This window comes from Paenibacillus ehimensis NBRC 15659, assembly GCF_004000785.1.
Classification (GTDB): domain Bacteria; phylum Bacillota; class Bacilli; order Paenibacillales; family NBRC-103111; genus Paenibacillus_G; species Paenibacillus_G ehimensis.
On sequence record NZ_BILX01000014.1, the window covers coordinates 99,072 to 125,904 of the forward strand.

General features: G+C 50.4%; 20 protein-coding genes. All 20 read right to left on the bottom strand.

Annotated elements, in window-relative coordinates; translation table 11 throughout:
• Positions 1–116: 116 nt before the first annotated feature.
• Entirely contained in the window at positions 117–389 is a 273-nt protein-coding gene (locus PEH01S_RS10965) for an alpha/beta-type small acid-soluble spore protein (protein WP_025847724.1), read from the bottom strand.
• 88 nt (positions 390–477) lie between these two features.
• A complete protein-coding gene (locus PEH01S_RS10970) occupies positions 478–1,083 on the bottom strand; it encodes a hypothetical protein (protein WP_127485394.1) in 606 nt (201 codons plus the stop codon).
• Between the two features lie 88 nt (positions 1,084–1,171).
• Complete coding sequence (locus tag PEH01S_RS10975; protein WP_164827784.1) at positions 1,172–4,276, bottom strand: S-layer homology domain-containing protein; 3,105 nt, start codon at positions 4,274–4,276, stop codon at positions 1,172–1,174.
• A 547-nt stretch (positions 4,277–4,823) separates the two neighbouring features.
• The gene (locus tag PEH01S_RS10980) at positions 4,824–8,606 is read right to left on the bottom strand and encodes an S-layer homology domain-containing protein (protein WP_127485398.1); all 3,783 of its coding nucleotides are present in this window, start codon (positions 8,604–8,606) and stop codon (positions 4,824–4,826) included.
• 264 nt (positions 8,607–8,870) lie between these two features.
• On the bottom strand, positions 8,871–9,989 hold the full coding sequence (locus tag PEH01S_RS10985) for a glycosyltransferase family 4 protein (RefSeq protein ID WP_025847718.1): 1,119 nt from the start codon (positions 9,987–9,989) through the stop codon (positions 8,871–8,873).
• A gap of 236 nt (positions 9,990–10,225) precedes the next feature.
• Positions 10,226–11,335, bottom strand: a complete 1,110-nt coding sequence (csaB, locus tag PEH01S_RS10990) for a polysaccharide pyruvyl transferase CsaB (RefSeq protein WP_127485400.1) — start codon at positions 11,333–11,335, stop codon at positions 10,226–10,228.
• Positions 11,311–13,356: a DUF5693 family protein gene (locus tag PEH01S_RS10995; RefSeq protein WP_246062881.1), complete on the bottom strand. Its 2,046-nt coding sequence runs from the start codon at positions 13,354–13,356 to the stop codon at positions 11,311–11,313. Before PEH01S_RS10995 ends, csaB begins: the two co-directional genes overlap by 25 nt.
• 33 nt (positions 13,357–13,389) lie before the next feature.
• On the bottom strand, positions 13,390–15,102 hold the full coding sequence (locus PEH01S_RS11000; protein WP_407669430.1) for a phospho-sugar mutase: 1,713 nt from the start codon (positions 15,100–15,102) through the stop codon (positions 13,390–13,392).
• 55 nt (positions 15,103–15,157) lie between these two features.
• Positions 15,158–15,580, bottom strand: coding sequence for a 3-hydroxyacyl-ACP dehydratase FabZ (gene fabZ / locus PEH01S_RS11005; protein ID WP_025847710.1), 423 nt, complete (start codon positions 15,578–15,580; stop codon positions 15,158–15,160).
• A 168-nt stretch (positions 15,581–15,748) separates the two neighbouring features.
• Positions 15,749–16,270 (bottom strand): CDP-alcohol phosphatidyltransferase family protein, encoded by a 522-nt coding sequence (locus PEH01S_RS11010; RefSeq protein ID WP_025847708.1) that lies wholly within the window; start codon positions 16,268–16,270, stop codon positions 15,749–15,751.
• Positions 16,271–16,399: 129 nt separating this feature from the next.
• Positions 16,400–16,618: a DNA-directed RNA polymerase subunit beta gene (locus tag PEH01S_RS11015; RefSeq protein ID WP_025847707.1), complete on the bottom strand. Its 219-nt coding sequence runs from the start codon at positions 16,616–16,618 to the stop codon at positions 16,400–16,402.
• A gap of 28 nt (positions 16,619–16,646) precedes the next feature.
• A complete protein-coding gene (locus tag PEH01S_RS11020) occupies positions 16,647–17,522 on the bottom strand; it encodes a flagellar hook-basal body protein (protein ID WP_127485407.1) in 876 nt (291 codons plus the stop codon).
• 54 nt (positions 17,523–17,576) lie between these two features.
• Complete coding sequence (locus tag PEH01S_RS11025; RefSeq protein ID WP_127485409.1) at positions 17,577–18,470, bottom strand: flagellar hook-basal body protein; 894 nt, start codon at positions 18,468–18,470, stop codon at positions 17,577–17,579.
• A 15-nt stretch (positions 18,471–18,485) separates the two neighbouring features.
• Positions 18,486–19,484, bottom strand: coding sequence for a rod shape-determining protein (gene mreB / locus PEH01S_RS11030; protein ID WP_025847702.1), 999 nt, complete (start codon positions 19,482–19,484; stop codon positions 18,486–18,488).
• Between the two features lie 280 nt (positions 19,485–19,764).
• A complete protein-coding gene (gene spoIIID, locus PEH01S_RS11035) occupies positions 19,765–20,052 on the bottom strand; it encodes a sporulation transcriptional regulator SpoIIID (protein ID WP_036682840.1) in 288 nt (95 codons plus the stop codon).
• A gap of 194 nt (positions 20,053–20,246) precedes the next feature.
• Positions 20,247–20,978, bottom strand: coding sequence for a M23 family metallopeptidase (locus PEH01S_RS11040; RefSeq protein WP_025847699.1), 732 nt, complete (start codon positions 20,976–20,978; stop codon positions 20,247–20,249).
• A gap of 67 nt (positions 20,979–21,045) precedes the next feature.
• Complete coding sequence (gene spoIID / locus PEH01S_RS11045; RefSeq protein ID WP_174807123.1) at positions 21,046–22,101, bottom strand: stage II sporulation protein D; 1,056 nt, start codon at positions 22,099–22,101, stop codon at positions 21,046–21,048.
• A gap of 168 nt (positions 22,102–22,269) precedes the next feature.
• Positions 22,270–23,595 (bottom strand): UDP-N-acetylglucosamine 1-carboxyvinyltransferase, encoded by a 1,326-nt coding sequence (gene murA / locus PEH01S_RS11050; RefSeq protein WP_025847695.1) that lies wholly within the window; start codon positions 23,593–23,595, stop codon positions 22,270–22,272.
• A gap of 146 nt (positions 23,596–23,741) precedes the next feature.
• A complete protein-coding gene (locus PEH01S_RS11055) occupies positions 23,742–23,993 on the bottom strand; it encodes a DUF1146 family protein (RefSeq protein WP_025847694.1) in 252 nt (83 codons plus the stop codon).
• Between the two features lie 169 nt (positions 23,994–24,162).
• On the bottom strand, positions 24,163–26,607 hold the full coding sequence (locus PEH01S_RS11060) for a S8 family serine peptidase (protein ID WP_246062882.1): 2,445 nt from the start codon (positions 26,605–26,607) through the stop codon (positions 24,163–24,165).
• Positions 26,608–26,833: the final 226 nt, after the last annotated feature.

A 26,833-nucleotide genomic window follows, 5' to 3' on the forward strand; every position in this document is an offset into this window, starting at 1 on the left:
AAGGTTTCTTTAGCTGCTACCTTCTTATTGTATGTTACTGGATTTGTAGAAGGCTGTCAATAAAATATGATGAGATCGCGTAAAATTAACATTCCTGTTGATAATTGTTTCTTTGTTTATAAACTCAGCATCATTTCTTCAGCTTTCTTGATTAATCTTGCCGTAATCGTTCCGCCTACCGCGCCGGCATCCCGGGAAGCAATGTGTCCCCAATAATCTTCCTTAACAGAAGCAGACGGGATCGAACCAAGCTCAGTCGCAAATTCAACATTCGCGTTCGCTAGCTGCTTGCCAACCGGAAGCCCCAGCTCGGCGGCAATCTCATATTTTAAAACATCCAGTGCTTTTTCGCTTTCCGGTACCACTTTCTTATTGTTGTTTCTTGCCATAAAGGATACCTCCTCAAGTAGGATGTACTGCTATTATCCCACCGAGAGGAACCAACAAACGTATGAATCATTGGTCAAACGGGTAAAATTATGATGCAGCTTTCGTTCCATCAGCATTCATAATCAAGTAGCTGCCGCGTACCATAATGTAAATTTCCTGCTTGTTCTTAGCGTCAGGCTTAACGCCCCGGCCCTCCCGAGGAACGATAAGCAGGTGGTTAAGCTCGACCGCTGCCCCAGCAGCAATATCTTTGCCGGAAGTAACATCTGGAATTCCGTTATCGTCAGAGCTCACCGCTACAACTTTGCCGGTTCGGACAATAAATTCGGTGCCTGCCCCGCCGTAAAGCGTTTGTCCTTGTTGGAGCTTAACGACGGTCAGTCCGGAATCTGGAACAGCTGGTTGCTGTGTATTACTGTTAGTGCCGGAGCCTGTGGAAGGAGAAGTACCACTTCCAACACCTTGCTTGGCCAGCTCAGCCGCAATGATTTGCCTGATTTTTTCTTCGTTGACGCTTTGTTTAGCGAATTCTTCGGCCACTTGCTTGGCAATGTTTTGTTCGAAGTAGCTTTTGGTGATAATGGGATCGTCTACAGAACCTGGTTGAGTAGATGTATTGTTGGAATCTGCGTAGACGATGGTTGTGAAAAGAAGGATAAAAATCACAGTGACGAGAGTAATTTTCGATTTCATGAGTTCACCTGCTTTGGATATATGTAAGTGGTTGGGTCTTGATAAAAAAAGAAGACCCTATGGGTCTTCTTTTTTTAATCCGTTAGGATTAGTCAGTGATAACAATTGTAGTTGTTGCAGATTTGCCGTTAGGTGCAGTAACAGTCAACGTGAAGGAACCAGTACCGTTGATCGTTACGTTCTCACCATCCAAGGTCACAGTACCATTATTGTTCATGGCAACATCAGTGATGATGTATTGCAGTTGCAGCAATTTATCGTTGTAATCTGCAATGTGTTCGTTTTTGAACTCGTTGCCATATTGGTTCTTAACAATGAGATCGTCCATCAGTTTGTAAACTTTATAGTTGCCATTTACCAGAGCCTTAGAGAGCGGATCAGCGCTTGTATTTGCACCAGATCTGGAGAACGTTTTGCTCGATTTTCCAGCTTCAATGCTCTCAACTTTGTTAGGCTCGTTCTTAACAGTTACTTGACCTGTAACCGTGTTGTCGTTACCTTTAGCATCTTTAAAGCGCACAGTTACATTGGAAGTACCTGTTTTCTTACCGATAACGTAAGCTTTACCGCCTTCTACGCCGTAGCGAACGTATTCATAAACCTCGGAAGTAACACCCTTAATTTGTTTCGGGAATGCAACTTTATTTCCAGCGCTGTCTGTAGCTTCAACAACAAGTTCTTTCGCAAGCTTACTTGTCACAGGATTGCTTTGTACTCCAACAACATCTTTGTACATACCGTCATCCAACGTGTTGAAGATGCTGCCGAGATCTTTCAAGTTGTATCTCAGGTTCTCGCTAACACCGTCAACAACTTGAACTTTCTTCGTAACAGAAGCTATGCTGCTATCGATGATAGTTCCATCTGTCTTCTTCTTACGAAGAGCGAATTTAACCTCGACTTCTTTCCCTGTTGCTACATTTGCAGTTTCAATTTTGATCTCTTTATCAGAGAATTGCTTAACAGTAAGACTTGCACCACCATTAGTAGGCAATTGTCCGTAGCCGTCAACGCTTACTTTAAAGTTAGTGTCACCAGCAACTACTGTAGCATATACGTCATATGTTACAGTGCCATTGCTGTTGTTTTCGTTGATAGGTTTATCAAACTCCTTGATAATTTCGTTGTAGTTATCAACGAGTTGGAATTTAGGCTTCGTTTCACCGCCAGCAACTGCCTTCGTAGTAGCGTCTGTGATCGTTTTGATCGTGGACGGATAACGGGCATCCACTGTGCTGAAGCTTTTGCTAGCTTGGCTGTTTACGCCGTTTGTAAACACGTTCACGTAAATTTGGCCGCTGCCTTTTGCCGTTACTTCGCTAATGTGAATTTTTCCTTTTTTGTCGCCGGAAATAACGACTTTTTTGCTTTCATCAAGCATGGACTCAGGTACATTGTCAGTTTTGCCAAAGTTCACCGGTCCAGAGATAGAAATGTTGAAGCGTTTGTCTTTCACGTTATCTACGAGGTCATCAGTAGACAATTTGTTGCCTTCAGCATCGTAAGCGATCAAGTCGATGTACTTATCTTTGTCGCCTACTGCAAGAGAACCACTAATTTCACCCAATTCTACTTTTGCTGCAATTTTGCTTGCGCTGAGTTTAATATCAGCTGTTGCAGTAGAACCGCCGCCAAATACGGATACAGTGAATACTCCAGTGCTCGTTACTTTGCCATCAAGTTTAACAACGAGGTCTTTTACGCCGTCGCCGTTATCATCAACGAACTCATGTTTCAAGTTGGACTCGTAAGGAACACTGCCTTTTGGAGTAATATAGGCACTTGGATCGTTAATTTTGTTATTTGCTGTACCGGAATCAATGGTGATTTCGCCGCCGTATTGATCGTATTGCGTCAATTTAACAACAGCTTTGTCACCAGAGCTTTGAAGCGCAGTTTTGCCGGTCGGGTATTTAACGTCACCCAATTCTACCTTAGCGAGGTAAGGGAAATCGCCTACTTTGAATACTTTAACAGCAGACTTTTTGGTGTCATTGTCCCAAATGTTAACGGAAATTTGGCTATTGTTGGAGATCAAGCCGCTGTCATCCGTATTCATAACAACATAGAATTTGCCAGTATCAACATCTTTAGTCAAAGATGCGGAGTTGTTCGGTACTGTCGCATTAACTGTGAAGTTACCGGCAGGGAACGAAACGTTTTGACCGTATTGGTTGGTTGGTTTGAACTGAACGCGAACTTTTTTCGATTTTGCAACAGTATCGTTAGCTGTTACGAACTCGATTTTTTCAAGTCTTTCGTTTTCAGCTTTGAATTCTGCTGTAGTCTTGTCAACATCAGCAGCATCCAAACCGCCAAGCGTTACGTTGTATGTGCCTTCCGAAATTTTAGCGCCGTCTTTCAGCGTCAGCGTAGCAACTTTTTTGTCTTCGGACCATTTGAGGTCAGTTGCAACGTCAGCTGTACCTTTTTTCAAGGATACAGTAGCTTTCGCTGTGTCTACATCTCTGTCCAAAGTAACTTGGACTTTGTTGTAGTCAACTGCTTTAGCTTCTTTGATGGAAGCTTTAGCCGGCTTGTTGTTATCAACGTATTGTTTCTTAGCTTCGTAAGAGCTCGTTACCAGCAGGTCGCGAGTTGCTGCCGAAGTACCGCCGAACGTGCCGTCAGCGCCGTTGCTCATCAATTTCAGTTCAAGCGCCAAAGCAACATAGCCTTTTGCCCAGTCGGAAACCGTTTTGTCGCTTACGCCGGTTTTGTTTTTACCTTCGGAGTCTTTGCCCAGGCCGCGGATCAAGAAAGTAGCAAGCTCTTGTTTCGTTACTTCGCCAGCTGGGTTGAATTGACCAGGAGCGTAACCGTCTGTGATACCAGCTGCTTTGATAGCTTCGATGTAAGGCAGAGCGTATCCGTTAGCCGGATCGTCGGATTTAACATCGGAGAAGCTGGAAGTTTTCAGGGAAGTGTCAACTTTCAGGTTGAAGATCAAAGCTGCTACTTTCGCGAATTGCGCACGGTTCATTTTGTCTTTCAGACCGAATGTACCTTCTTTAACGCCGTCGAAAATACCAGCACCGATCATTTCGTCAAACTTAGCTTTTGTAGCTGCATCCAGATCTTTCAGATCCGTGAAGTCAGCAGAAGATTTCTTAGCGTCTGCACCCAGTGCTACGGAAGAAAACATGGAGAATGCCATAGCCAGGGACAGGATTGCAGATAAACTTTTCTTCATAACCTTTTTTTCTCCTCCTCGAATATCTTTCGGTTGTTGAGAGTTCTGTGTAGAAAAATTATAGCTCGATTCCCTCATTAGCCGATTCACCCCCTTCCCAGAGTAGAGCGAAATGAGTTTTTATTGAAGATGTCTGCAATGTGTAAATTGCAGAAACTAGTAAACCATAGGAAGATTAAGGATAGAATCGCATGCCACCTAACATTATACACTGACATGCTAGCAAGGTAAAGAGCATATTTTGTGAAAATTATCCATGTTCACCGCTCTTTTTCTTGCTTTCTGTTTGTTTCAATGTATTAAACGCACGTTGTTTCGAAAAGTTGCGCTCTTTGAAAAAAACTTTTTTTGGTTTTTTTTGAGGCAACTTTGGAACAAAGTACATCAAGAGCGTCTATCAATTATGTATTGTATTGATCGCCCACAAAAGGTAGTATACACCGATCCATTCGCATACGTCATCATTAATAATTTTCCAATATTGAGCGGAAACCACCTAAAATTAGAGACAAACCGCCAACCCATGGTTGACGGTTTGTGAGTCATCTTATTTCGGGAATTTCTTTTGCTGCTTCAGGATGCGCTCCATGACGGCAGCAGCTTGAACACGCGTGAAGTTTTGAAGCGGATCGAAACGATACGTTTTCTTCTTCTGACCGGAAAGAAGAACGTTCTCGATGCCCTCGATGAATCCGGCTTTGGACACGGCCTCAACCGCTGGCAAGGCATAGATGTCGATATCTTTCGCATCGGTAAATTGCTTTTGCAGCGTCGCCAGAGACTTATTGCTGTCGGAGTTCACTTTCAGCTCTGCCGCTCTCGCAATCATGACGGCCGCATCCTGGCGCGTAATGGCCTCGTCCGGCTTGAACCGGCCACCGGCATTGCCGCGTGCGATACCAACCCGTGCCGCTGTCTCAATGTACTTATAATCGTACAGCGGATTGGTGCTTGCAAACTTCTGCACGTCGCTGAACGTCAGGTTGCCGGAGTATTGGAGCGGAAGATCGAATGCTTTTACAAGCAGCGTTGCAAATTCCCCGCGCGTAATCGATTCGTTCGGTACAAAGAGCGACTGCAGTTTATTGAGCATAAACCCTTTGGAATAAAGCGTATCAAGCGTATCACGGCCCCACTCGTGGCTCGTAATATCGTTGAAGCTGTCGTACATGTACATCACTTGGAAATAACCGAAATGATCAATTGGAACAGTGATCGTGTTTTTCTTCGGATCGACTTCACCGCCGATGTTTTTCCAAGCCAAGGTCGTCATGCCCCGATAATCTTCATAAATATCCATTTGATAAACGGTGACATACTTCCAAGAGTCCTGTCTGATCGAATCGTCATACTTCAGCGTCAGCTCGCCGCGCTTGGTCGGTACGAACGAATTTTTCAGGTCATTCTCGTTATTCTTTTGGTAAAATCTTACGTTCGCATTATTTACGTCAATATTATACGGATCGCGTCCGGAACCTGTAAGAGCTTCTTTCAGCTTGTCCTTGTCTAAATAATCGTCTTGGCCAACAGAACCGGCATTGATCCAGAACAGCTTACTGGCTGGGCGGAATTTGCCTGTCGGCTCTTGCAGGAAGAACGATGCGCTGTAGTCCGTGTTATAGGCTTTGTTAACGCGGCCATCCTTAACATTGGCCAAGCCAAACAACAGCTTGCGGTCCGACGTCAAGTACTGATTCGTTGCTGTCGGTTCGTTGCGCATCAGCTTCGTGTTAGCCGGGAAGCTGAGTTCCAGCTCGCCCTCGAACAGCTTGTATTTGTTTTGAAGCGGCATCAGCATTTGTGCGCCTTCCACCGCCGTATTCACGTTATTGACCACAAAGCTGCCCTTGGTGCTTTCTTTGCCGCGGTTAACGGTGAAGCTAATCGTGTTGCGGCCCGCCTTCAAGTTTTCATACCGATAGTAGAAGTAAGGCTTGTTGTCGGACGGGTCGATTTTGCTGAGCACATTGGCGTCCTTGCCGAAGCTTACACTATCCGCGTTCTCTGCTTCCAGCTTAATATCCACGAAGTTACCGTTGATCGTAGCCACTTCATCTTTGCCGCTCTTCACAAGCACCGGCTCGATAACACGGTAAGGGACCGGTTCCCGGGAAATCGTGATGCTCCGTGTTTCGGTGATTCCCGTTTTGTTGGAAATCATAAATTCGAAGATGACATCCCCTGTAAAAGGAAGAGGAATGCTTGCCGTGTTGATGGCACCTGTCCCGACGCTATTCAGATAGTTTTGCTGTCCGTTGGCCGGGGAGGCAGGATAATTCCATCCAGTTGCGCTGTCCCGGGCATCGAAAGTAACTACCGGGTTGCCCAAAGCGTCTTTTTTGCGGACGGTCATTTTGATGCTGTCTGCGTTCACGAAGTTGCCTACAAAAGATACGTTGTTTGCATTCGTCGCATATTTATCCGGCGTTTGCGCCTTGGTGAATTTCTCCAGCGGGCTTGGCAAGATATCTCCTACAAATGCGGGAGTCGGCAGCGTAAATTTAAAGATCTCATACTGTACTGTCGTTACAACCGCACCGTTCAAGCGCAGGTTAATTTTGACCGTGTTACGTCCTTCGTTGAGCAAATCTTTGTTGTCGTTAGGCAGCCAACGGCTGTCGGCTTTGCTCACATCCAGCATAAAAGTCGATTTAGCATTGGTATCGCGGAAATCTCCTGCAACAAGCTTGGTTGTATAACCGTTAACGGACACCTCGACATTGGCATACTCAGCTTCAGGCAAGTTCATGATTTTCGCCTGCAAGCAAGGGGTACCGCCTGTGCCTGGAGTACAATAAGGCGTCTCCAATGCAGCGTTTTTGATGACCATATTGTTATAGAAGTTAACCGGAATAATGTACGGCGTACTCGTGATCACCAGCGGGAAGTCCAGCTTGCCGTTTGTTGCACCGTTTGGTACTACAGACATGATGGCTCTTCCATCACGAATGCCATTCACTTGTACCTTCCATTTTTGCTGCGTACCGTCAGGTCCAACATAAGTCGCAGCAATACCAGTAGCATCTCCACCGATATGAGCCTTAACGCTACCCGCCGGAGCTACACCTGTCGTATAAATATAGAACGTAGATGGCAATTCACTAATTTCATTATCGCCATTTTCGTTAAGGGCCACTTCAACCGGTTGATTCGTTACCGGGTCTGTGCCAAGATCCTTGGTTACTTTCGTTACATAAGGTGCAGCCGGATCAAAATAATTGAACGTAAACGTCTGCTGCGGCGCTTGTCCTACCAAGCCGCTACCTGTATAGAACGTCACGATAAGCGTCTGATTCCGGTTCGTCGGAAGAGTCAGCGGAATAGAACCTAAATCAAATACTTTATAGGTCGAGGTTGACTCCTTTGAGATTTCATCCAGCGGCTTCGGAGTCGTACCCGAGAAATATACTCGTTGGGTTGCCGGGCTCCCGCCTACTACGGTGATATCTGCATACACATATTGCGTAACGTTTGGAGAACCCGGGGCCAGATCGACCTTCATTTTACCCGTCAGGTTAGCCGTCGTTTGATTCAGTTGCGGAAACGGATCGTTCACCAGCTTCTGTTTTCCAGAACCAGTGTCTAAAGCGGCGTCAAACAAAAAAGGTTTACCATTGTTGAAAATGAACTTTCTGGTCGTCGTGTACGTATTCGTGTTGTTGCTGGCGACAATTTTAAAGATGTTGTCCCCGGCTTGCATGTTGAAATCCGTGTTCCGGTTCGGAATGAACGTAAAGTCGCCATTGTTGCTGCGGAACGCGGTGATCGGATTGGCTTGGCCAAGCAAGTAGCCTTGAACCGTCGTCGCATTTGGCGATTTACCTGTAATCACATACGCCGTTTGCGTCGGGTCCTTCGGATACATTTGGCCGTCATCAATCGGTACGTCGTTAAATTTCAAGTCCGTAATGTTCGTTGTCGGCGTGAAGGTCAGGTAGGCCGGTTGGGAAGAAATCTTCGTGACGTCCCCCATCGTAAACGTAATTTTGTTCGTCCCTTCGGACAGCTTAACGCTATTGAAGGTCACTTCATAAGGGCCCGTCTTCATACCCTTGTTGGACTTGTTTTCTACCGGGTTTCCGGGGCTGGTCGTTACGTTCTCAATCTCATAATAAATAGAAGAGATCTGAGCATCGTCGATATTATCGATTTCAATGGAAATGTTGACCGTCTCGCTGGTGACCGGAGTCGGGCTTGCCGCTGTCGTACTGTATCCTTTGACTTTCATCAGCGAGCCGCCGGCGGCCATCGCGGAAAACGGTACGATCATCGACACCAGCAGGGCAACGATAACCGCAAAGCTGACGGCACGATTGGTAAGTCGTTTCAAAAGAAGTACCTCCTTATGTACTAAAAATGTAGGCAAATTAACGATTCAAAGCAATCCGGTTAGAAACAACCTCCCCCGCCTGAAACCGGCAAAAGTTTGACATCATTCGCCAAAAAAATAGTTGTACTTTACATATCGGCCAAACGTCCTCGTTTTTTTAGGGAAATTTGCAAGGAAGCGCAACAAAAAATCCCAAACCGGTCAAGGTCTGGGATTATCCGTGTCTATTTTTATACTACAAAGGTTCTATTTTATGCTAAGTCGTCATTTGGACATCCGGGAACGAGTGCTAAGCTGCATCGTTTTCACACGGATTTTATTTAGAAAATGAAGCACCGGTTTTTTGGTTTTGCTGATAATGCCGATCGCTTCTGCGCCAAGCACCAGCACAAAGAGCAGAATCGCAATCAAAATTACGGCACCCCATAGGGCGTCCTGCTCCGACATGAAAGAAAGCAGCACGGCGGAAGAGCCGAAAAATACGGCGATCCCGTATATAATGAGCACCGTTGTCCGGTGGCTGAAGCCTAGCTGGAGCAAGCAGTGATGCAAGTGGCTTTTGTCTGCGGCCGAAATCGGCAAGTTGTTGACCCACCGGCGCATAATGGCAAAGAACGTATCGGACAATGGTACCCCTAAGATCATGATCGGTACCAACAAGGACACGACAGTCGCCTGCTTAAATCCGAGCACAGACAGCGTAGCCAGACAAAACCCGAGGAACAGGGCTCCCGAGTCGCCCATAAAAATTTTGGCCGGGTGAAAATTGTAGAACAAAAATCCGGCAATAGAGCCGAGCAGTACGACGCACAGCAACGCGACAGTAACGTTCCCCATCATCAGCGCCAGTACCAGAATCGTCGTCGTTGCAATCCCCGATACTCCGGCGGACAAACCGTCCAAGCCGTCGATCAGGTTAATGGCGTTGGTCACTCCTACGATCCAGAAGATCGTCAGCGGAACGGCAAGCCATGTTAAAGAAACGGCCCCTTCGCCAAAAGGCAGGTTGACCAGATCAATCACAGCCCCGGAATAGACCACCACACTAGCCGCCAAAATTTGACCGAGTAACTTGATTTTGGGCGACAGGTCAAAACGATCGTCCAGCGCGCCGATCAATACGACAATCGCCCCACCCACCAGAAGACCGAAAACAACATCTGTTTTTAATGTATTTATAGCAGGAGAAACAACGAAATAAGCTGCGATGAATGCAATAAAAATAGCTAATCCGCCGAGTCGCGGCATGATCCGGCTATGTACTTTGCGATGATTCGGCGCATCCACGGCACCAACCCAAAAAGCAAAGCGTTTTACCAGCGGTGTCATCAGCAATGCGATCAGTAATGCAGCAACAAAGCCGATACCGTATAACAAGTTCATGTGTGTTTTCACAGCCCCTTTTTTCTATGACAAAACCCCAAACACTTCAAATTATACCTTGACGGCTTCCGAAATACCATCATGAATTTAGGCAATTTGGGCGGTTTTTCAGGTTGTTTTCATAGGTATTATCAGGTTTCCGCACATTTTCCTCTCTACGATTCACTTTCACTGCAAATTACGGCAAAACAAGCATACTTTTATTGCATAGCCTATTCTTATTCATTCGTTTTATGCTAATTGCGAAAATAAGAAGCAATTTGTTCCGCGGGGCGCCCGGCTTCGACTTTCAGCCGCTCAATGGCCGGCTGTTTCTCGTGCTTCCATGCTTCCACGCCGTTCCACAGCCGCAAGGTCTCTTCGGCCAGCGCGTTCGCATCGGGCTTTTGGGTGCTGCAAGCAGCTTTGACCCCGAGACGATTCAAAAATTGATCAATCTTCGGATCGTACGACAGGCCGACCATGGGAACGAATTGTCCCGCCGCATAAATCAAAGAATGAAGACGCATTCCGACCAACACCCGGCAGGAAGCAACCTCCGCGAGCATATCCTGCGGATGATCAATCGGAGGGGTTATGCTCATCCGCTCTTTGTAGAGTTCCCCCATGCGTTCCATCACATACAATGAAGCTTGCTCGTCCGATGGCAAATGAAACGGCAGGAAACGAATGTGGGCGTCCGATTGTTCCAGCACAAGCTTAAGCCCATCGGCAACAGCCTGGAGCTCGGAGCGGTCTTCGTTCCAGAATCGAACAGATACCCCAATAACAGGCTTCGCAATCGTATCTCCTGCTGGCGAGCGTTGTTCGCGTAGCGATAAACCCATCACCGGATCCGGCACCACTTCCACCCGGTCTGCTGGAACGCCCATTCGCCCGAGCAGCGCTTTCGATTCGTCATCTCTGACAGAGATAAACGCGCAGCGGTTGAAGGCAGAACGAATCCAACCGTAGAAAAACGGCCGGTGTACGGGACCGATTCCTTGCGAATAAATAAATACGGGCTTTCGAAGCCATTGAGCAAGCCGGATAATGGCAATATAGTAAGGGATCGTTTTCGTTCCGGTTTCATCCTGCAGCAGACTGCCGCCTCCGCTTATCAGCCCGTCGGCTCCGCGCAGCGTTCGCCATACCTCTGCGGGCCGCATCCGGTGAGCGGCTTCTACGCCGTAAGTTCGGGCCGTTTCCTCCGGGTTTATGGACAGAACGACAGGGACGAATGTTACGCCCTGTCGTTCTCCTTGTTCCTTCAAAGCCAGCAGAATCGATTGCAGCACGGCCTCGTCGCCGCTGTTATGAAATCCGTAGTAACCGGACAATACTATTCGCTTAACCGGGGTACCCAACGCCGCCAACTCCTTGCAATAATTTCCCAGACCACAATCAAAACGGTTCCGATCAACAGGCCGAAAGCCAATCCGTATACGACGCGAATCGACGAGATGACGAGCGGTGTGTGCAGATGCGCGAACGTATCTACGACCGAAGCTTGACCGATCACACCGATCAGAACAAGCAGAAGCGCGCTGCGGTACTTATAGCACAAGTAAGCTCCGAGCAGGAACAAAGGATGGGAGATCAAAAACTCCTTCGTCCGCGGCCGTACACCGAGAGTATTTTCCAAAAAGGATCGGAAATATCGTTCGAACGACGAAGCCTGCCCCTCGTTTCCGGTACGCGAAATGTAATAATAACCCGCGGCCGCAACGACTACGGCGACAATGACCCATAAAACACGAATGTTCGCGTGAAGGAAGCCTTGAATTCGCCGCACTTTGTCGCGGTAAGAAGTATCGTCGCTAAACAACAGCCAGTAGAGCACCGTTAGTGCGATTGGGGCCGCATGCAGGATGCCAACGCCGCGGAATTGCTCCAATACAAGAGAATACGTGACTTGGTTCAGCAAGCCGACGATAAATAAAGCGCCGATGAGGGAAAGAAGGGTTGTCCGCAGAAGCAGAACGAGTGCAAACAACCATTTGTTTCCATCCCTGCGGTTTAGCTTATTCCGCGCCGTTCGGATTGCAACCATGATGGCCAGAGTCGGCGCGCAGGTTCCTGCCCCAAGCGCCAACGCTTGTGAAAATAAGCTGCTGTTCCAGACATACATGCCTCCCGAACCAACCACGCCAAGCAAAAAGACAACTAAAGCAAGCTCAGGGACGAAAAACGAGATCGTCAGCGCAATTAAAGCGATGGCTCCAAGCGACAGCAGCGCTTTGGCGATCGGCTGCCATCCGGAATGCACCGGCACAAACGCCGTTGCCGGCCCGGTCTGATAGCCTACCTTTTGAATCTGCGGAATGGCTCCGTCCGGACCCTTCACGGTCAAGTAAATCGAATCAAGCGGATGTACGATTTTCCCTTTGTCCATACTCTTTACCGCTTTGGCATGGAGGAAAATCATCCGGATGTTGCGGTCTTTCACCGCCAGCAAAAACCGGTCCGCATAATCTTGAATACGGCCCTTCAGCTCTTGCGGAGTAATATTCTCCGTCAACTTCTGGGAGTCGGATTCCGTGAGCGGGTGAAGACGGACCACGTTGTAATCGATCTTCTTCGCAATACTGTTGAAGCCGCGTGGCGGCGTCTTTTGATACAAGGCTTCTGTCGAGGCCAGGCCGATCTGATGCTTTTTCATGAGCTCGGCCATCAGATCGAGATTATGCAAATCTTTATCACTTATGAATCCGGGCACGGTTTCGCCGTCGATAATCATTCGCTTTACCCCGAGAGCCTTCAATCTTCCCAGCAGCTCGTCCATGCGGGCCTCATCAAAAGCCCTTCGGTTGGATAGCCGGATGACAATCGTGTACCCCTTTTCCTTAAGCAGCTGCATGGTGATCGGATCCGGGTCCATCGTTTTCAAAAGCGCATCTTCCATCGCCATCTCGATGATCATGCCGGGCTGATTTTTGTAGCTCCATGCTCTGGTATTGACATTCAACTCGGCAAACGCTTTTTGAATCATCGGCTGAAGCTGCTGCTCGGATTCTTTTTCCGCGAACAACAGATACGTATAGTTTTCATTCGGCGAAATGGGCGTCTGGGTCAAAGCGGACGCTTCATGCGATGTAAACAGCTCGATGCGACGGCTCAGCTTCAGCTCGTTGAGAGTCGCTTCATAGACAGCCATGGACTGAATGCCATGCTGCTTCATCTCGTCCAACTGCTCCAATACGAATTTGCGGGGGTCCGTTTGCAAATCGGATATTTCCAGCAAATTACGGTAGTCGAAGACGAACTCTACCTTTCGTCCCGTTTTCTGCTCCGTCTCATTGCGCTCGAACGCTACGGGGAGGGAGGCCAGCATCCCGAGGATAACCAGCCACCACAACCACTTAAGCGCGCGTTGGTTCCATTTCATGTACGTTCCCTTCAACACTGCCCACTCCCAAAGTTAGTTGTGATTGTCCACGCGGGACATAACAGTCTGCACCAGTTGTTCGATCGCTTCGGAAGCGGCCTGCGCGGAGGTGCCTCGAACGGCAAAGTATACTTTAATCTTCGGTTCCGTGCCCGACGGGCGGAGGCAGAACCAAGAATCGTCTTCAAGCGTATATTTAAGGACGTTTTCCGACGGAAGTCCGTACAATCCCTGAGAGAAATCCTCAACCTTAACGACCCGTAATCCGTTAAGCTCTTCCGGCGGAGCGCTGCGCCAATCGCTCATGATGCTTTGAATTTTCTCCACGCCGTCTTTGCCTTTAAGTGTGCGCGATTCGAGCTTTTCCAAGAAGTAGCCGTGACGCGCATACAGTTCCTGCAGGACATCGTATAAGGTTTTGCCTTGGCTTTTGTAATAAGCTGCAGCTTCGCAGATCAGCATCGATGCGATAACCGCATCCTTGTCGCGCGCATAGTTGCCGGCGAGATAACCGTAGCTTTCTTCGTAGCCGAACAAAAACTCGGCCTCTCCGGTCCGCTCGAACTGTGTCATTTTTTCGCCGATATATTTAAAACCTGTCAGGGTGTTTAAAACTTTAGCTCCATAATGCTCGGCAATGACCGCTCCCATCTCGCTGGTGACGATCGTTTTGATCACGACACCGTTAGCCGGAAGCTCGCCGCGCTCTTTGCGGCTGCTGAGCAGATAATCGACCATAATCGCGCCGGACTGATTGCCCGTCAGCACGAAATATTCCCCGTTCGCATCCTTCACGACTGCGCCCATCCGGTCGCAATCCGGGTCCGTGCCGATAATAATATCGGCGTCCGTTTTCTTGGCTTCGTTCATTGCCAAAGTGAACGCTTCCCGTTCCTCCGGATTCGGCGACTTGACTGTAGAGAAGTTGGCGTCCGGCTGTTCCTGCTCGGCAACCACCTGCACCTGATCAAAACCGATTCCAGCCAATGCCGCTCGCACGGATAAATTTCCTGCCCCATGCAGCGGTGTGAATACGATGCGGAAATTATCGCTCATCTGCTTGACCAGCTCCGGGTTGCGGCTGATTGCCGTGACTGCACGAATATATTCGGCGTCCACCGCCTCGCCGATCCATTGCAGCAAGCCGGCGCTTTCGGCCTCCGCACGCGACTTTCTTTTTACGTCGGCAAACGACTGTACTTTGCGGATCTCTGCGATAACTTGCTCGGCTTGCTCCGGAACAAGCTGTCCACCGTCGTTTCCGTATACTTTGTATCCATTATATTCTGGTGGATTATGGCTTGCCGTGATAACGATGCCGGCGTCGGCCTTCAAATACCGTACGGCAAACGAGAGCTCAGGCGTCGGACGAAGCGATTCGAACACATACGCTTTGATTCCGTTGCCTGCCAGCACCTTGGCCGCTTCAAGCGCGAATTCAGGCGACTGGTTCCGGGAATCGTAGGCAATCACCGCCGAAAGCGATGCTTTGCCAGATGCAAGCATAAATTGCGCAAGCCCTTGGGTGGCGCGGGCTACCGTATACGCATTGATCCGGTTCGTACCGGCTCCAATGACGCCGCGCAGGCCCCCGGTTCCGAATTCCAGATCGCGATAGAACCGATCTTCGATTTCTTTGGGATCCCCTGCAATTTGGCGAAGTTCTTCTTTGGTGCCCTCATCAATCGCCGGATCGTTCAACCAAAGCTCGTATTGCTCCTGCACATGCTTCCCCGTATTCATCATTCCATCTCCTCTACCCAGAATTTTATTTATAGTATGTTAATCATGAGCTGTATCTTTATTGAAGAGCAAACATGATTTCGCCTTCGGCTACAACCTTACCCTCGACTTTAGCTGTCGCTTGCCCTTTGCCGATAATGCCCTTCATCCGGGTAATAACGACTTCCAGCGTCAAAGTATCTCCCGGTTTGACCTGGCCCCGGAACCGGAAATTGTCGACCCCAGTAAGCATTCCGATTTTCCCTTGGTTGCCTTCCGCCTGCAATAAGGCTACGCCGCCGACCTGCGCAAGAGCTTCAATAATTAATACCCCTGGCATAACGGGATAGTCCGGAAAGTGCCCTTGGAAAAAAGATTCGTTGATCGTAACGTTTTTAATACCGACGGCTCTCACACCAACCTCTGTTTCCAATATACGGTCTACCAACAAAAACGGGTAACGGTGTGGAATAATCTTTTGAATTTGCGTGGCATCTAACATAGCAGATGCTCCTTTCTTGGTGAGTATAAAAACGCCTGGATCAACTTACAATAACAAATGTCCCTTCATGAGCTGCAGCAGTGAAGGTTGATATAAGGGAGCTTATGTGCGGGTTTGCCGGCAAGGTGAATCCGGGCATGAGCTCTTTTTATTTCAACAAGGGTTCCCTTAGGAATGCAAGCCGCGTTTGTTCAGAAGTTTGAACTGAAGAATATAAATAATGGAGGTGACGAACGATACGGCGATGACAAACCATAAATACGCATGAGCGTATGGAAGTTCGAAAACGATCAGCAGAATGGCCACATAATACAAGACGGTCGTCAATTTCCCCATCGCATTCGCCGGAACGGTCTTTTTGCCCCGAAAGTGAAAAATCGCTGATCCTACGATCATGCCCGCGTCCCGCAAAAACATGGCTCCTGCAGCCTGCCATGAAATCATCTGGGAGAAAACCAGCGACAAGATGACGGTGATCATCATCAGCTTGTCCGCGAGCGGGTCTAACATGCTGCCAAGCTCGGTGACCAAATTTCGTTTCCGTGCGATGTAGCCATCTAGTACGTCGGTAAGACCTGCAATAAGCAGGACGAAAAAGGCGCTTTTGATATATCCTGCTCCAAATACCACGAGGTAGACGGGAATCAGAACAAAGCGGCATACGGTCAGTACATTGGGCAAGTTCCACACGAAATAGCGTCCCCCTCTGAGCCGCTTAGATTATCGGCGCAGCTCGATTCTCTCTCTATAACGCTTCCCATCCATACATTATACCTTTATCAGGAAAAAAATAAAACTCCCTTACCCGGGAGTTTATCACTACGTATCGGCAAAGATCAAATCGAACGCATGGCGCCACGTATTGAAATTGAAAATCTCTTGAAAATCTTGTTTTCCTATATATACGTATCCGATCGCAAGCCCTACTAAAAGCGCCACTATGCCAGTAAACGGAATCCACGTCCACTTCAGGATCGTAAAAACCGCCTTTTTCCATTTTTTAGGTTCTGCAGGCGCCTTCTTTCGGTTATCGCTCAAGTTCTCTACCTCACTTTGCGTAATGCCGCTAGCCGCGCAAATTGTTGGCTATGTTCATCATTTGATCGGACGATGCCACCGCGCGGGAATTCAACTGAAACGCCCGCTGAACCATGATGAGCTCGGTCATTTCGTCTGCAAGACTGACGTTCGACTGTTCCAAAAAGCCCTGACGCACCGTAATCGGGTCTACCGTGTTGTTGCCCGCCGTTACAGGCTGTAGGATGTCGTCCCGCTGCTGTGCCGTAATATCGGAAGGCAATCCGAACACATTATCGCCTAGCTGCTGCAAAAGCTGAGGGCGAACCACACGTACCATTTTGATTTGTCCGACCAGTTCCGCCTCCGCATTAGGGTCCGCTTCATTATAAGCCAGAATCGTACCATCCGCCTGAATTTGTACCCGATGATTACTCGGTACGCGAAGCGGCGTATTATCGGCACTCATCACGTAGTGCCCATCCTTCGTAGTCAAAATCAAGCCGTCAGGGTTCTGCGGATCGCCCGAAGGTGACAGCTCGAATGAACCGTCTCTCGTCCAACGGGTTTCTCTAACCGGATTGCCCGCTGCGTCTACGGAAGCGGTGGATATTTCAAACAGTCCCGCCCCTTCAATCGCCACGTCAAGCGGGTTCTCCGTTGGCTTCAGCGAGCCCTGACTCATATTCAATTGAGAAGTGGCAAGCTTGGCGCCCCACCCTTGGTTGTAGCCAAGCGGCGTGAGCCGGCCTTCTTTCTGAAAACCGCGGGGCTGCTGCTTCACATTGGTCAACACGTCTTGAAACGAAGCTTCCCGGCGCTTGTAGCCCGTATTGTTGACGTTGGCCATATTATTCGCTAGCAGATCGAGCTTTTGCTGAAGCGCATGCATCGAAACGGATGAATTAATCATCGAGTGATTCACGTGAACTCCTCCTGTAAAGATGATTCTCAGCTGGACGAGCTATATCAAGGCGGATTAGACGCGGCCGATTTCGTTGGCTGCTTTCTCCATGCTTTTATCGTAATACTGGATCATCTTTTGGTTCGCTTCATAAGCCCGTAAAGCCGACATCATATCGACCATGGATTGGCTGGAATCCACATTGGAGCGTTCGACATAGCCTTGCCGCACTTCAACCTGATCTTGAGCGTCGATCGGCCGGAACGCGCCCTGATCCTGCGTATTTAAACGATACAGTCCGTTGCCCTCGCGGACCAACTGGTTCGGATCTTCCACCCGGGTAATAAGCAGATTCAACACTTGTCCGTTCGCATCCAATATCGGCTGACCGTCTGCATCGGTGAACTGTCCCGTGCGGGTCATACGGAAATTCGTGACCGGCGTACCCGCATTCATCAGCACGATAGGTTGTCCATCGCGACCTAACACCGAATGGCCTTCGGAATCGATCAACCGTCCGTTGGCATCCAGCGAAAATTTGCCGTTAAGGGAATAGCGTTGTTCGCCGGCTGCATTCAAAATCGTAAAGAAAGCTTGGGGTTGAATCACCCGTTGCCCGTTCTGATCCACGTACTTGCCTGAGCTGTCGAAGCGGGCACCCGGCACCTGAATATCCGAAATCAAAGCAAAGTCAAAAGGGTTCTTCGTTTCCTGAATATCGCCTTGCGCATGCAGAGAAACGTTCTCCTCCGCCATAACCCCCGTATTAATCCGGCCGACAGGGACCGAACCCGGTTCGTCCTTGCCGCTGCGCACCCGGGAAATCAAAACTTCCGGGAACGACCGGTTAATTCCGTTGCCGCTTTTAAAGCCCGGGGTGTTGAGGTTGGCAATATTATTGGTAACGATGTCGTGCTTGCGCTGCTGTGCGATCATGCCGGAAGCGGCGGTATACAGGCCTCTTAACATCGAATGGTTACCCTCCTAAAATTTGCGCTTGGTTACTTTGTCCAGGTTGTCCAACATAATGCCGGTTCCTTTCACAACGCAGTGCATCGGATCCTCTGCGATCAGGACGGGCACCTTAAGCTCGTCCGCCAGCAGTTGATCGATGCCATGCAGCATCGCACCGCCGCCGGTCAAAATAACGCCGCGGTCGATAATGTCGGCCGAGAGCTCCGGAGGCGTGCGCTCCAGCACGCTCTTGGCTGCCGCCACGATGGACGATACCGGCTCCCACAGCGCTTCTTGAATTTCCTGCGAATTGATGGTCACCGTCAGCGGCAGTCCGCTCACCATATCCCTGCCGCGGATATCCATCGTTTCGCGCTTGCCGTCCGGATGCACCGTCCCGATGCGGACTTTAATATCCTCGCTTGTTCGTTCGCCGATCAAGAGCTTGTACTTGCTTTTAATATATTTCATAATGGCAGAGTCGAACTTGTCCCCTGCGATTTTAATAGAAGAGGAGGTAACGATGTCGCCCATGGACAATACGGCCACATCCGTCGTACCTCCGCCGATATCCACGACCATGTTGCCGCTCGGTTGGAAAATATCCATCCCGGCGCCGATGGCCGCAGCCTTAGGCTCTTCTTCCAAAAACACTTCGCGTGCCCCGCTCCGTTCGGCCGCTTCCCGAATGGCCTTCTGCTCTACCGACGTGATGTTCGTCGGAGCGCAGATCAAAATACGGGGGTGACTGTACCAGTTCTTCCCGCCGACCTTATTGATAAAATACTTCAGCATCATTTCCGTTATTTCAAAGTCGGCTATAACGCCGTCCCTTAGCGGACGGATCGCCACAATATTGCCTGGCGTCCGGCCAACCATGCGGCGCGCTTCCTCGCCCACGGCCAGCACTCGCTTTATATCGCTTTCGATGGCGACGACGGACGGCTCATCCAGGACAACGCCCCGCCCTTTCACATGAATCAGGACGTTCGCAGTCCCGAGATCTATGCCGATATCCTTGCTTAACATTCCTATTGATCCTCCCTAACCAACCGTCCATCCTTATTGTAAAAGCAGCGGCACTTCTATTATATACGTTACTTAGGTAAATTCGCCATGAATTTCAAAATTCCTCTTTTTCTTGAACGATTTTTCGACAAATATCGCTTCGTTTCCGGTCGGTTCGGGAGAAGGGGCGTACCGTCAGCGGCGCGGAGGCCCGCTTGCGTCCAAGGGCTATAGGCCTACCTCCGCGTTGGGAAATACAGCTCACGGTACGGCTGGGAACGCGCCCTGCAACGGGGCGGGTTTACTTAACGGTAACGAGCTTCTCTTGCGCCTTCGGGCTGCGGGTTTTCCGGTATTTAATCTTGGTGGCCTCTCCCCCGCGCAGGTGACGGATTGACTTGTGATATTCCAAAATATGCTTCACCTGATTGGCAAGCTCCGGATTAATCTCCGGCAGACGTTCCGTCAAGTCCTTGTGCACCGTGCTTTTGGAAACGCCGAATTCCTTGGCTATGGTGCGAACCGTATGCTTGGTCTCCACCAGGCAGCGGCCTATCTTAATGGTTCGCTCTTTGATGTAATCGTGCACTCCCCTCGCCTCCCTACTCGAGTTAGTTTGGTACATTATATGAGGGGCGCACGCTTATATTCTTTGTTTCGGAAGGCTGACAAGCCCGCAGCGAACAATTATTTCAAGGACAAGCGTTTTTCGCAAGAGGCATACGTTCCGCAAAAAAACAAAAAGGCAGAGGAAACGATCCCCTGCCTGCCGATCCGCCGATATTAATGATCTCCGAGGTATTGCTCCGGATTGACCGCCGGGCCGCCTTGACCTTGGCGCAATTCGAAATGCAAATGGGTGCCTTGATCTTTTTCCAGCTCGTTGCGTCCCGCCTTGGCGATGACGTCGCCCTTCTTCACTTCGGCGTCTTTGGCGACCTTCACTTCGGCCAAGCTTTGATAAACCGAGACAAGCCCGTTGCTGTGCGTAATTTCCACCAAGTTGCCGACGACCGGATCTTTTTGAACCGCCGTGACCTTGCCGCTCATGACGGCCAATACGTCAAACGCTTGATTGTCGTGTCTTGCGAAATCCATGCCCATGTGCGGCGTAAAGGTGTCGCCGTATTCGACCATCGCGGCTTGCCGCACTTCGTTCGACGCTTTATTATCGAAGAAAGGAAGCACGACATCCAGCTCGCTGCGTTCTTTGACCGGCCATTGCATGGTTTCCTGTTTCGCGTTGGTAGCTACCGCATCCGTACCCGAAACGTTTTCCGTGACCGTACCGGATTTCGCAGCATCAAGACTGACATTTTTGTCAGGTTTCGTGATGCCCGCCCCTTGGTACCACCACATTAACGTTAAGATGATTGCCGCAGCTGCCATGTACGTTGCCGGAAATACCCACTTCTTGGCGAGCAATCTTTTCCAGGATGACGATGTGCCGCTTTGGGCTCCTTCGGTAGATTTAGGAGCTTCTTCTTGGACCAAATCTCTTTTTTGTTCACTCATTTGTATATCACCTCGCTAACCATTCTTGCCAGGTTCGCGAGATTTATACGCGGGAAAACCTATTTTGTTAGAAAGTTTTTCCTTTCAATAGATTGGAAGCCCGGTCGATGGCTATGCCGGCGTAATAGTATTTGACAATGTCCTCCGCTTTGCGTCCTTCCATCGCCATTCCGTTAGCGCCCCATTGGCTCATCCCTACGCCATGCCCGTAGCCGAATGTCGTAAACCGCCATTCTCCGCCGCTCCACGACCATTGAAACTGGCTGGAATTGAGTCCAAGCTTCTCCCGAACCTCTCTTCCGGTAAATAGCTTTCCGCCTATAGACAGCTTCTTGATACGGTTTCCTTGACTCTTCTCTATCACCTTGATCCCGAGAGGGCTTCCGGTCGATACCGGCACGGCGCCGGGCAAGCCCAGCTTCCGCTGGAGCTCCTTGGACGTAAAAGCTACCGTCTCTTTATAGCGGGGCGACAGCTTAGCATCCCAAGGGCTTGGTACGCTTCGCAAATACGGAACGTTGAAGTTCCAGTAGTCTTCCGAATTTTCCGTATACCCGTTGCTGGTAGAGAAAAAGCTCGCTTCGATCGGCTTTCCTTGATAGGTTAGCACAAGATCTCTTGTTTCCTCTACCGCGCGTTTCAGCTTGTCCATGCGGGAGAGAAACGCATCCTCGCCCCAGCGCTGCTTCAGTTCCTCGTCAGTAACGTAAGCCTGATGGCTGATCGTATCCGTTACGAGCGCCTTTGGATCCGGGACATTGCTCTGGTCGCCGTCGAGCAGCCTTCGGACGATATAGGTGCGTGCCGCCATCGCTTGGGCTTTGAGCGCCTCCGGCTCGAATTCGATGGGCATCTCCGCCGCGACAACTCCCCGCACATACTGCTCGAGGGACATTTTCTCCGTTCTCCTCTCCTTTGACCGGTAAACGGGAATCAGCAGTTCGTCCTGCTGCCGCACTGCGGACGGCTGTTCTGCGGCGGGCGGCGCAGGTTCCGGTTTCTTTCCGGGTCCCGTGCGTACGAGCAGGCCGGGTACCAGCACGACGACAGCTGTGAAGCTGGCCAGCCAAATGGCCAACCAGCGAATCCAAGATTGTTGCGTCCGGGTCAGCTTGTACTTCATCAACGGGTTCCTCCATCTTTTGTCGGCTCTCACAAATCAGGCGCTGCGGCTGCAGGTAACACCATCTTATGAACCGAAAAGATAGAATAGAACCTCAAAAGAAAGAGAACCGGCCCTTTCCGAATGAAAGAGTCGGTTCTCGTTCCAAAAGAATAGAAGCCCTGAGCGTTAAGCAAGACTTGGCTGTATGGCAAACAGCGGGAGCGTTTGTTCCTCTTCTTCCGTATCGACGATCTCGACAGGAATCCGACGAATATCCGCCCCCAGCGCGCTGAGCTTCTCGGCAATATTCACATATCCCCGGTCAATGTGATGAATACCGGTAATTTCCGTATCGCCCTCGGCCACAAGCGCAGCCAAAATGAGCGCCGCTCCGGCACGCAGGTCGGTCGCGCAAACCTTCGCCCCTTGGAGCTTGCTGCCGCCGCTAACGACCGCCGTACGGCCTTCCACCTTAATCTGGGCATTCATGTTCAACATTTGCTCAACATGCATAAAACGGTTCTCGAACACCGTTTCGGTAACCAGGCTGGTCCCGTCTGCTACCAGCAGCAGCGCCATCATCTGCGACTGCATGTCGGTAGGGAAGCCGGGATAAGGCAATGTTTTAAGATCCACCGCACGGAGAGGACGATCCGTGTACACCCGCAGGCCGTTCTCATCTTCTTGAATTTGCACGCCCATCTCCTGCATCTTGGAAATAACCGGACGCAAATGGTCCCCGATTGCTCCCTCGATGTACAAATCGCTGTTCGTGATGGCGGCGGCAATCATATATGTACCCGCTTCTATGCGGTCGGGAATAACCGTATGTACTGCACCGGTAAGCTTCGATACGCCGTCAATGCGAATGATGCCCGTACCCGCTCCGCGGATTTTGGCACCCATCGCGTTAAGATAGTTGGCCAGATCGACGATCTCCGGCTCCTTGGCGGCGTTCTCAATTAAGGTCGTGCCTTCGGCAAGCGTCGCGGCCATCATAATGTTCTCCGTCGCTCCCACACTGGCGACATCGAGGTAGACCTTGGCGCCCTTTAATCTTCCGCTCACTCTCGCTTCGATATATCCTTGGCCGAGCTCAATCTCGGCGCCCATCGCTTCAAAGCCTTTCAGATGCTGGTCGATCGGACGCGTGCCGATAGCGCATCCACCGGGCAATGATATGCGCGCCTGCCCCACACGGGCTAACAGCGGACCCATGACCAGAAACGACGCCCGCATTTTTCTTACCAGATCATAGGAGGCCTCGCACGTGTCGATTTTGCTTGCATCGATGCGGACCGTTTCATGTTTATATTCAATCTTGATTCCCAGACTTTCAAGCACCTTGTTAATGACAAGGACGTCGTCCAGGGGAGGCGCGTCGTGAATGACGCTGACTCCGTCCGTTCCTAAGATCGAGGCTGCGATGATCGGCAGGACAGCGTTTTTTGCGCCGTGTATTTTTACCCTGCCGGATAGCTTTTTGCCGCCGCGGACGATTATTTTGCTCATCATGATCCCCCTCCGCGTAATTTCTGCTTGCGGTTTCATAGTACTTTAGCCGGTCACGATACCATTCGTGGCCCAAGCGGATTTTTTAACGGTTGTACTAACCATTGTTGACAACATTCTCCTTGGTTATTCGAAAAAATGTTTTTTCAGAACATTCCGGAGAACCAAGTCGACCACTCCAGATAGTCGATCACGAAACGGGCGGTCTGATATCCCAGCGCGATGGAGAGCAGGATTTGCAGCATTTTGGCTTGAGCGCTTTTGGGGCGCCTCAGCATCATCTCCAGCTTCAGTTCCTGCAGTGCCCACCAAGAGACGCCGATGAATACCAGGACGATCACAATGTTGATCATCCCCTTTAGCCCCATCGACGCGCTCATTTGATCCAAATAATCCATGGAAAAGCATTCCCCGCTTTCACCGAAGTGTCCCGGACCGGAAACAGCCGTACTGCCGTTCCCCGTCCCGATCGGAAAGCTTTATCAAGCACTTTTTACCCGCTTCCCCGGCGGTCTAATCGAACCGTGCCGCCAGGCATCGGAGCGGGCGCGGGCGGTCAGGCCCGGTTTATTTCAGAATCCCCATCAACAGTTGGACGAATTCGGCCCGGGTCGCCTGCTGCTCGGGCCGGAACGAGCCGTCCGCATAGCCGCCGACCAGTCCTTCCGCTTTCATCTGCTTGAGCAGACCGACGCCCCAGTACTCTTCATCCACGTCGGTGAACGGAAGGGCGCCTCTTCGTTTGCCCGTCATGTTCATGCTGCGTGCCAGCATTGCCGTCATCTCCATGCGAGTGACCGGCTGGTCCGGCGCAAACGTCCCGTCCGGGTAGCCTTCGATAATACCCGCCTGCGTCGCCCGAGCCACGTGGTTGTAGGCCCAATGCGTCGCCGGCAAGTCCAAGTAGCTGACCGCTTTTTGCTTCTCGAGCCGGAACGCCCGTGAAATGACTGCCGTCGCTTCAGCGCGGGTAATCGGCCGGTCGGGCTGAAACGTATAGTTGTCGTATCCGTCAATGACCTGCTTGCCGGTCAAATTCAAGATCGCTTTCTGCGCCCAATGCCCTCGAATATCGGTATAACCGCCGGTCAGCGGCTTGGCATTAACGAGCAGCTGATACATTCGGTTGTCGAACGGCCGGTTTGAAGTCAGCTTCAGATAGTACATCCCCGGCTTGAAGCGGCCGGACAGCTGCTGCGAGTCAGACGAGCCGCCGTTCATCGAGGTCGCCATCGAATTCATCGACCCGTCATATAAATGCATATACATGCTCACGCCGGAAGGGATGTCGCTAAGTCCGACCTGAACAAAGCTCTCCTCTTCCACCTTGAACTGGAACCAGTCCACATCGTCCGACTTATCGAGCAGGCCGTTATACGGGGTATCCATCGAGATGGCTGTCGCCTGATAAGAGCGGTTATTCGGTTCGTTCGGATCGATCAGCTTCGCGTCGTATTCGACCGCGAGCGTATATTCACCAACAACCGGATTCGTATAATCCTTCACATTGGTAACCCGAATGTAATAGGTACCGGGGAACACTTCCGGCAACGAGTACGACTCCGTTGCACCGTCGTCCCCTTCGTCGATTGTCACCGACTTCTCTCCCTGCTTTTGAACGAGAAGCACCGGGTCGATTCGCGCCGTATCGGTCATCACATGAATGCGCAACGAACCGGTTTGATGGACAGGGAATTCATACCAATCCACATCATTGTATTGATGAAACGTCCCTTTGACCTTCACGCTCCGGGAAGGCAGCACGGACGCTTTAAACTGGCGGTCGTTGTCTTCGTACGGATCACGGTAAATGTCAAAGGAAGTTGTAAGCCCGTAAGGCGTCTCCACTTTGCGGTTGCGATCGCTAAGCTGGAGTTGAAAATAACTGCGTCCCTTCGATACTTTGAACGGAACCGTCTGGCCCCCTTGCACGGTTTTGGTCGTCAGCACGCCGGAAGCGTCCGTATGCTGCACATTCACCGATAAGCTGCTGTCGAGCTCCAGCGTAACATTTACGGTTCCGTCGTAGGCAGCATCCGTCGCAAACCAGTCGTTATCCGTGCCGTCCGAGAAGGATGCGGTGATTTTTTTGCTCACGGATATCACTTTGGCCTGATCCTTACGGTTGTTCGGTTCGTACATGTCCGCCAAATAAGGCTCATTGAGCAATCGGTCTACCCGTAGCAAGCCGTAGCCGGTGCGCGGATTCCAGCCTTTTCCGCTGAGGTCCTCCGCAGTTTGGCGAATCCATTGACGAATCTGATACGCTTTCATCTCCGGATTCCGCCCCCACAGCAGCGCGGCCGCAGCCGCGACTTGCGGCGCAGCCATCGACGTGCCGTCCTTCGCTTCGTACGAACCGCCGATCGCCGTTGTAAACACATCCCAAGGCGCGACGACGTCGACCTCCGGCCCCGTGTTGGACCTTTCGTTCACCGTACCGTTGGCATTCACTCCGCCCACCGCGAGGACGGTAGGATATGCCGCCGGATATTTGACGCGGTTTCCTTCGTTGCCCGTAGCGGCTACCAGCAGCACATCTCGTTCCTCCGCGTACCGTACGATATCGTTCATATAGGCGGAGTATTTATTGAGGCCGAGCGAGAGAACAACGATCTTGGCGCCATGGTCGACGGCATAACGAATCCCTTCGCCGAGCTTCTGCTCGCCGCCGGAGCCGTCCGCTTCAAGCGCTTTGATCGGCATGATCCGGGCATTCCACAGCATGCCGGCAACGCCGCGGTCGTTATTTCCCACCGCGCCTATCACACCCGCTACGTTTGTGCCATGACCGTTGTCGTCCGCCGGCGGCTGTTTCGGATGAATCAGGTTGACGCCCGGCAGCAAATTGGGCTTCAAATCGGGGTGCGCCAAATCCACTCCGGTATCCACGACCGCGATAATCATGCCGGTGTTGCTTTGCGTCACATTCCAGGCTTCGTTCATATGAATTTGCTTAAGGTAAGTTTGCTTGGCATAGAACGGATCGTCCGCCTCCAAAGCATAGACCATACCGGTGCTGGTGAGGAAAATCGTGAGGCCTAAGAATGATGAGTATATGGTATGTTTAAGATTTATGCCGTTCATCGCATTCAGAATCCTTTATCATGATTTTCTTCAGCCTAACCCCATTATCTCATTCTAAGCTTTAAGCGGAATCCCTGCAACTGGAATTGAAAACCTGAGGGCAAAGTTTCACCATTCGGACATATACGCCGAAAAACCCCTCGCCGCCGTT

Coding starts and splice junctions, on each gene's coding strand:
- PEH01S_RS11055 (WP_025847694.1), bottom strand. CDS start 23,993: ATGGATTATTTGGATCAAATGAGCGCGTCGATGGGGCTAAAGGGGATG.
- PEH01S_RS10970 (WP_127485394.1), bottom strand. CDS start 1,083: ATGAAATCGAAAATTACTCTCGTCACTGTGATTTTTATCCTTCTTTTC.
- PEH01S_RS10975 (WP_164827784.1), bottom strand. CDS start 4,276: ATGAAGAAAAGTTTATCTGCAATCCTGTCCCTGGCTATGGCATTCTCC.
- PEH01S_RS10995 (WP_246062881.1), bottom strand. CDS start 13,356: ATGAAATGGAACCAACGCGCGCTTAAGTGGTTGTGGTGGCTGGTTATC.
- PEH01S_RS11040 (WP_025847699.1), bottom strand. CDS start 20,978: ATGAGTGAACAAAAAAGAGATTTGGTCCAAGAAGAAGCTCCTAAATCT.
- spoIID (WP_174807123.1), bottom strand. CDS start 22,101: ATGAAGTACAAGCTGACCCGGACGCAACAATCTTGGATTCGCTGGTTG.
- mreB (WP_025847702.1), bottom strand. CDS start 19,484: ATGTTAAGCAAGGATATCGGCATAGATCTCGGGACTGCGAACGTCCTG.
- murA (WP_025847695.1), bottom strand. CDS start 23,595: ATGAGCAAAATAATCGTCCGCGGCGGCAAAAAGCTATCCGGCAGGGTA.
- PEH01S_RS11000 (WP_407669430.1), bottom strand. CDS start 15,102: ATGATGAATACGGGGAAGCATGTGCAGGAGCAATACGAGCTTTGGTTG.
- PEH01S_RS10965 (WP_025847724.1), bottom strand. CDS start 389: ATGGCAAGAAACAACAATAAGAAAGTGGTACCGGAAAGCGAAAAAGCA.
- fabZ (WP_025847710.1), bottom strand. CDS start 15,580: ATGTTAGATGCCACGCAAATTCAAAAGATTATTCCACACCGTTACCCG.
- PEH01S_RS11060 (WP_246062882.1), bottom strand. CDS start 26,607: ATGGTCTATGCTTTGGAGGCGGACGATCCGTTCTATGCCAAGCAAACT.
- PEH01S_RS11025 (WP_127485409.1), bottom strand. CDS start 18,470: ATGTTAAGAGGCCTGTATACCGCCGCTTCCGGCATGATCGCACAGCAG.
- PEH01S_RS10985 (WP_025847718.1), bottom strand. CDS start 9,989: ATGAACTTGTTATACGGTATCGGCTTTGTTGCTGCATTACTGATCGCA.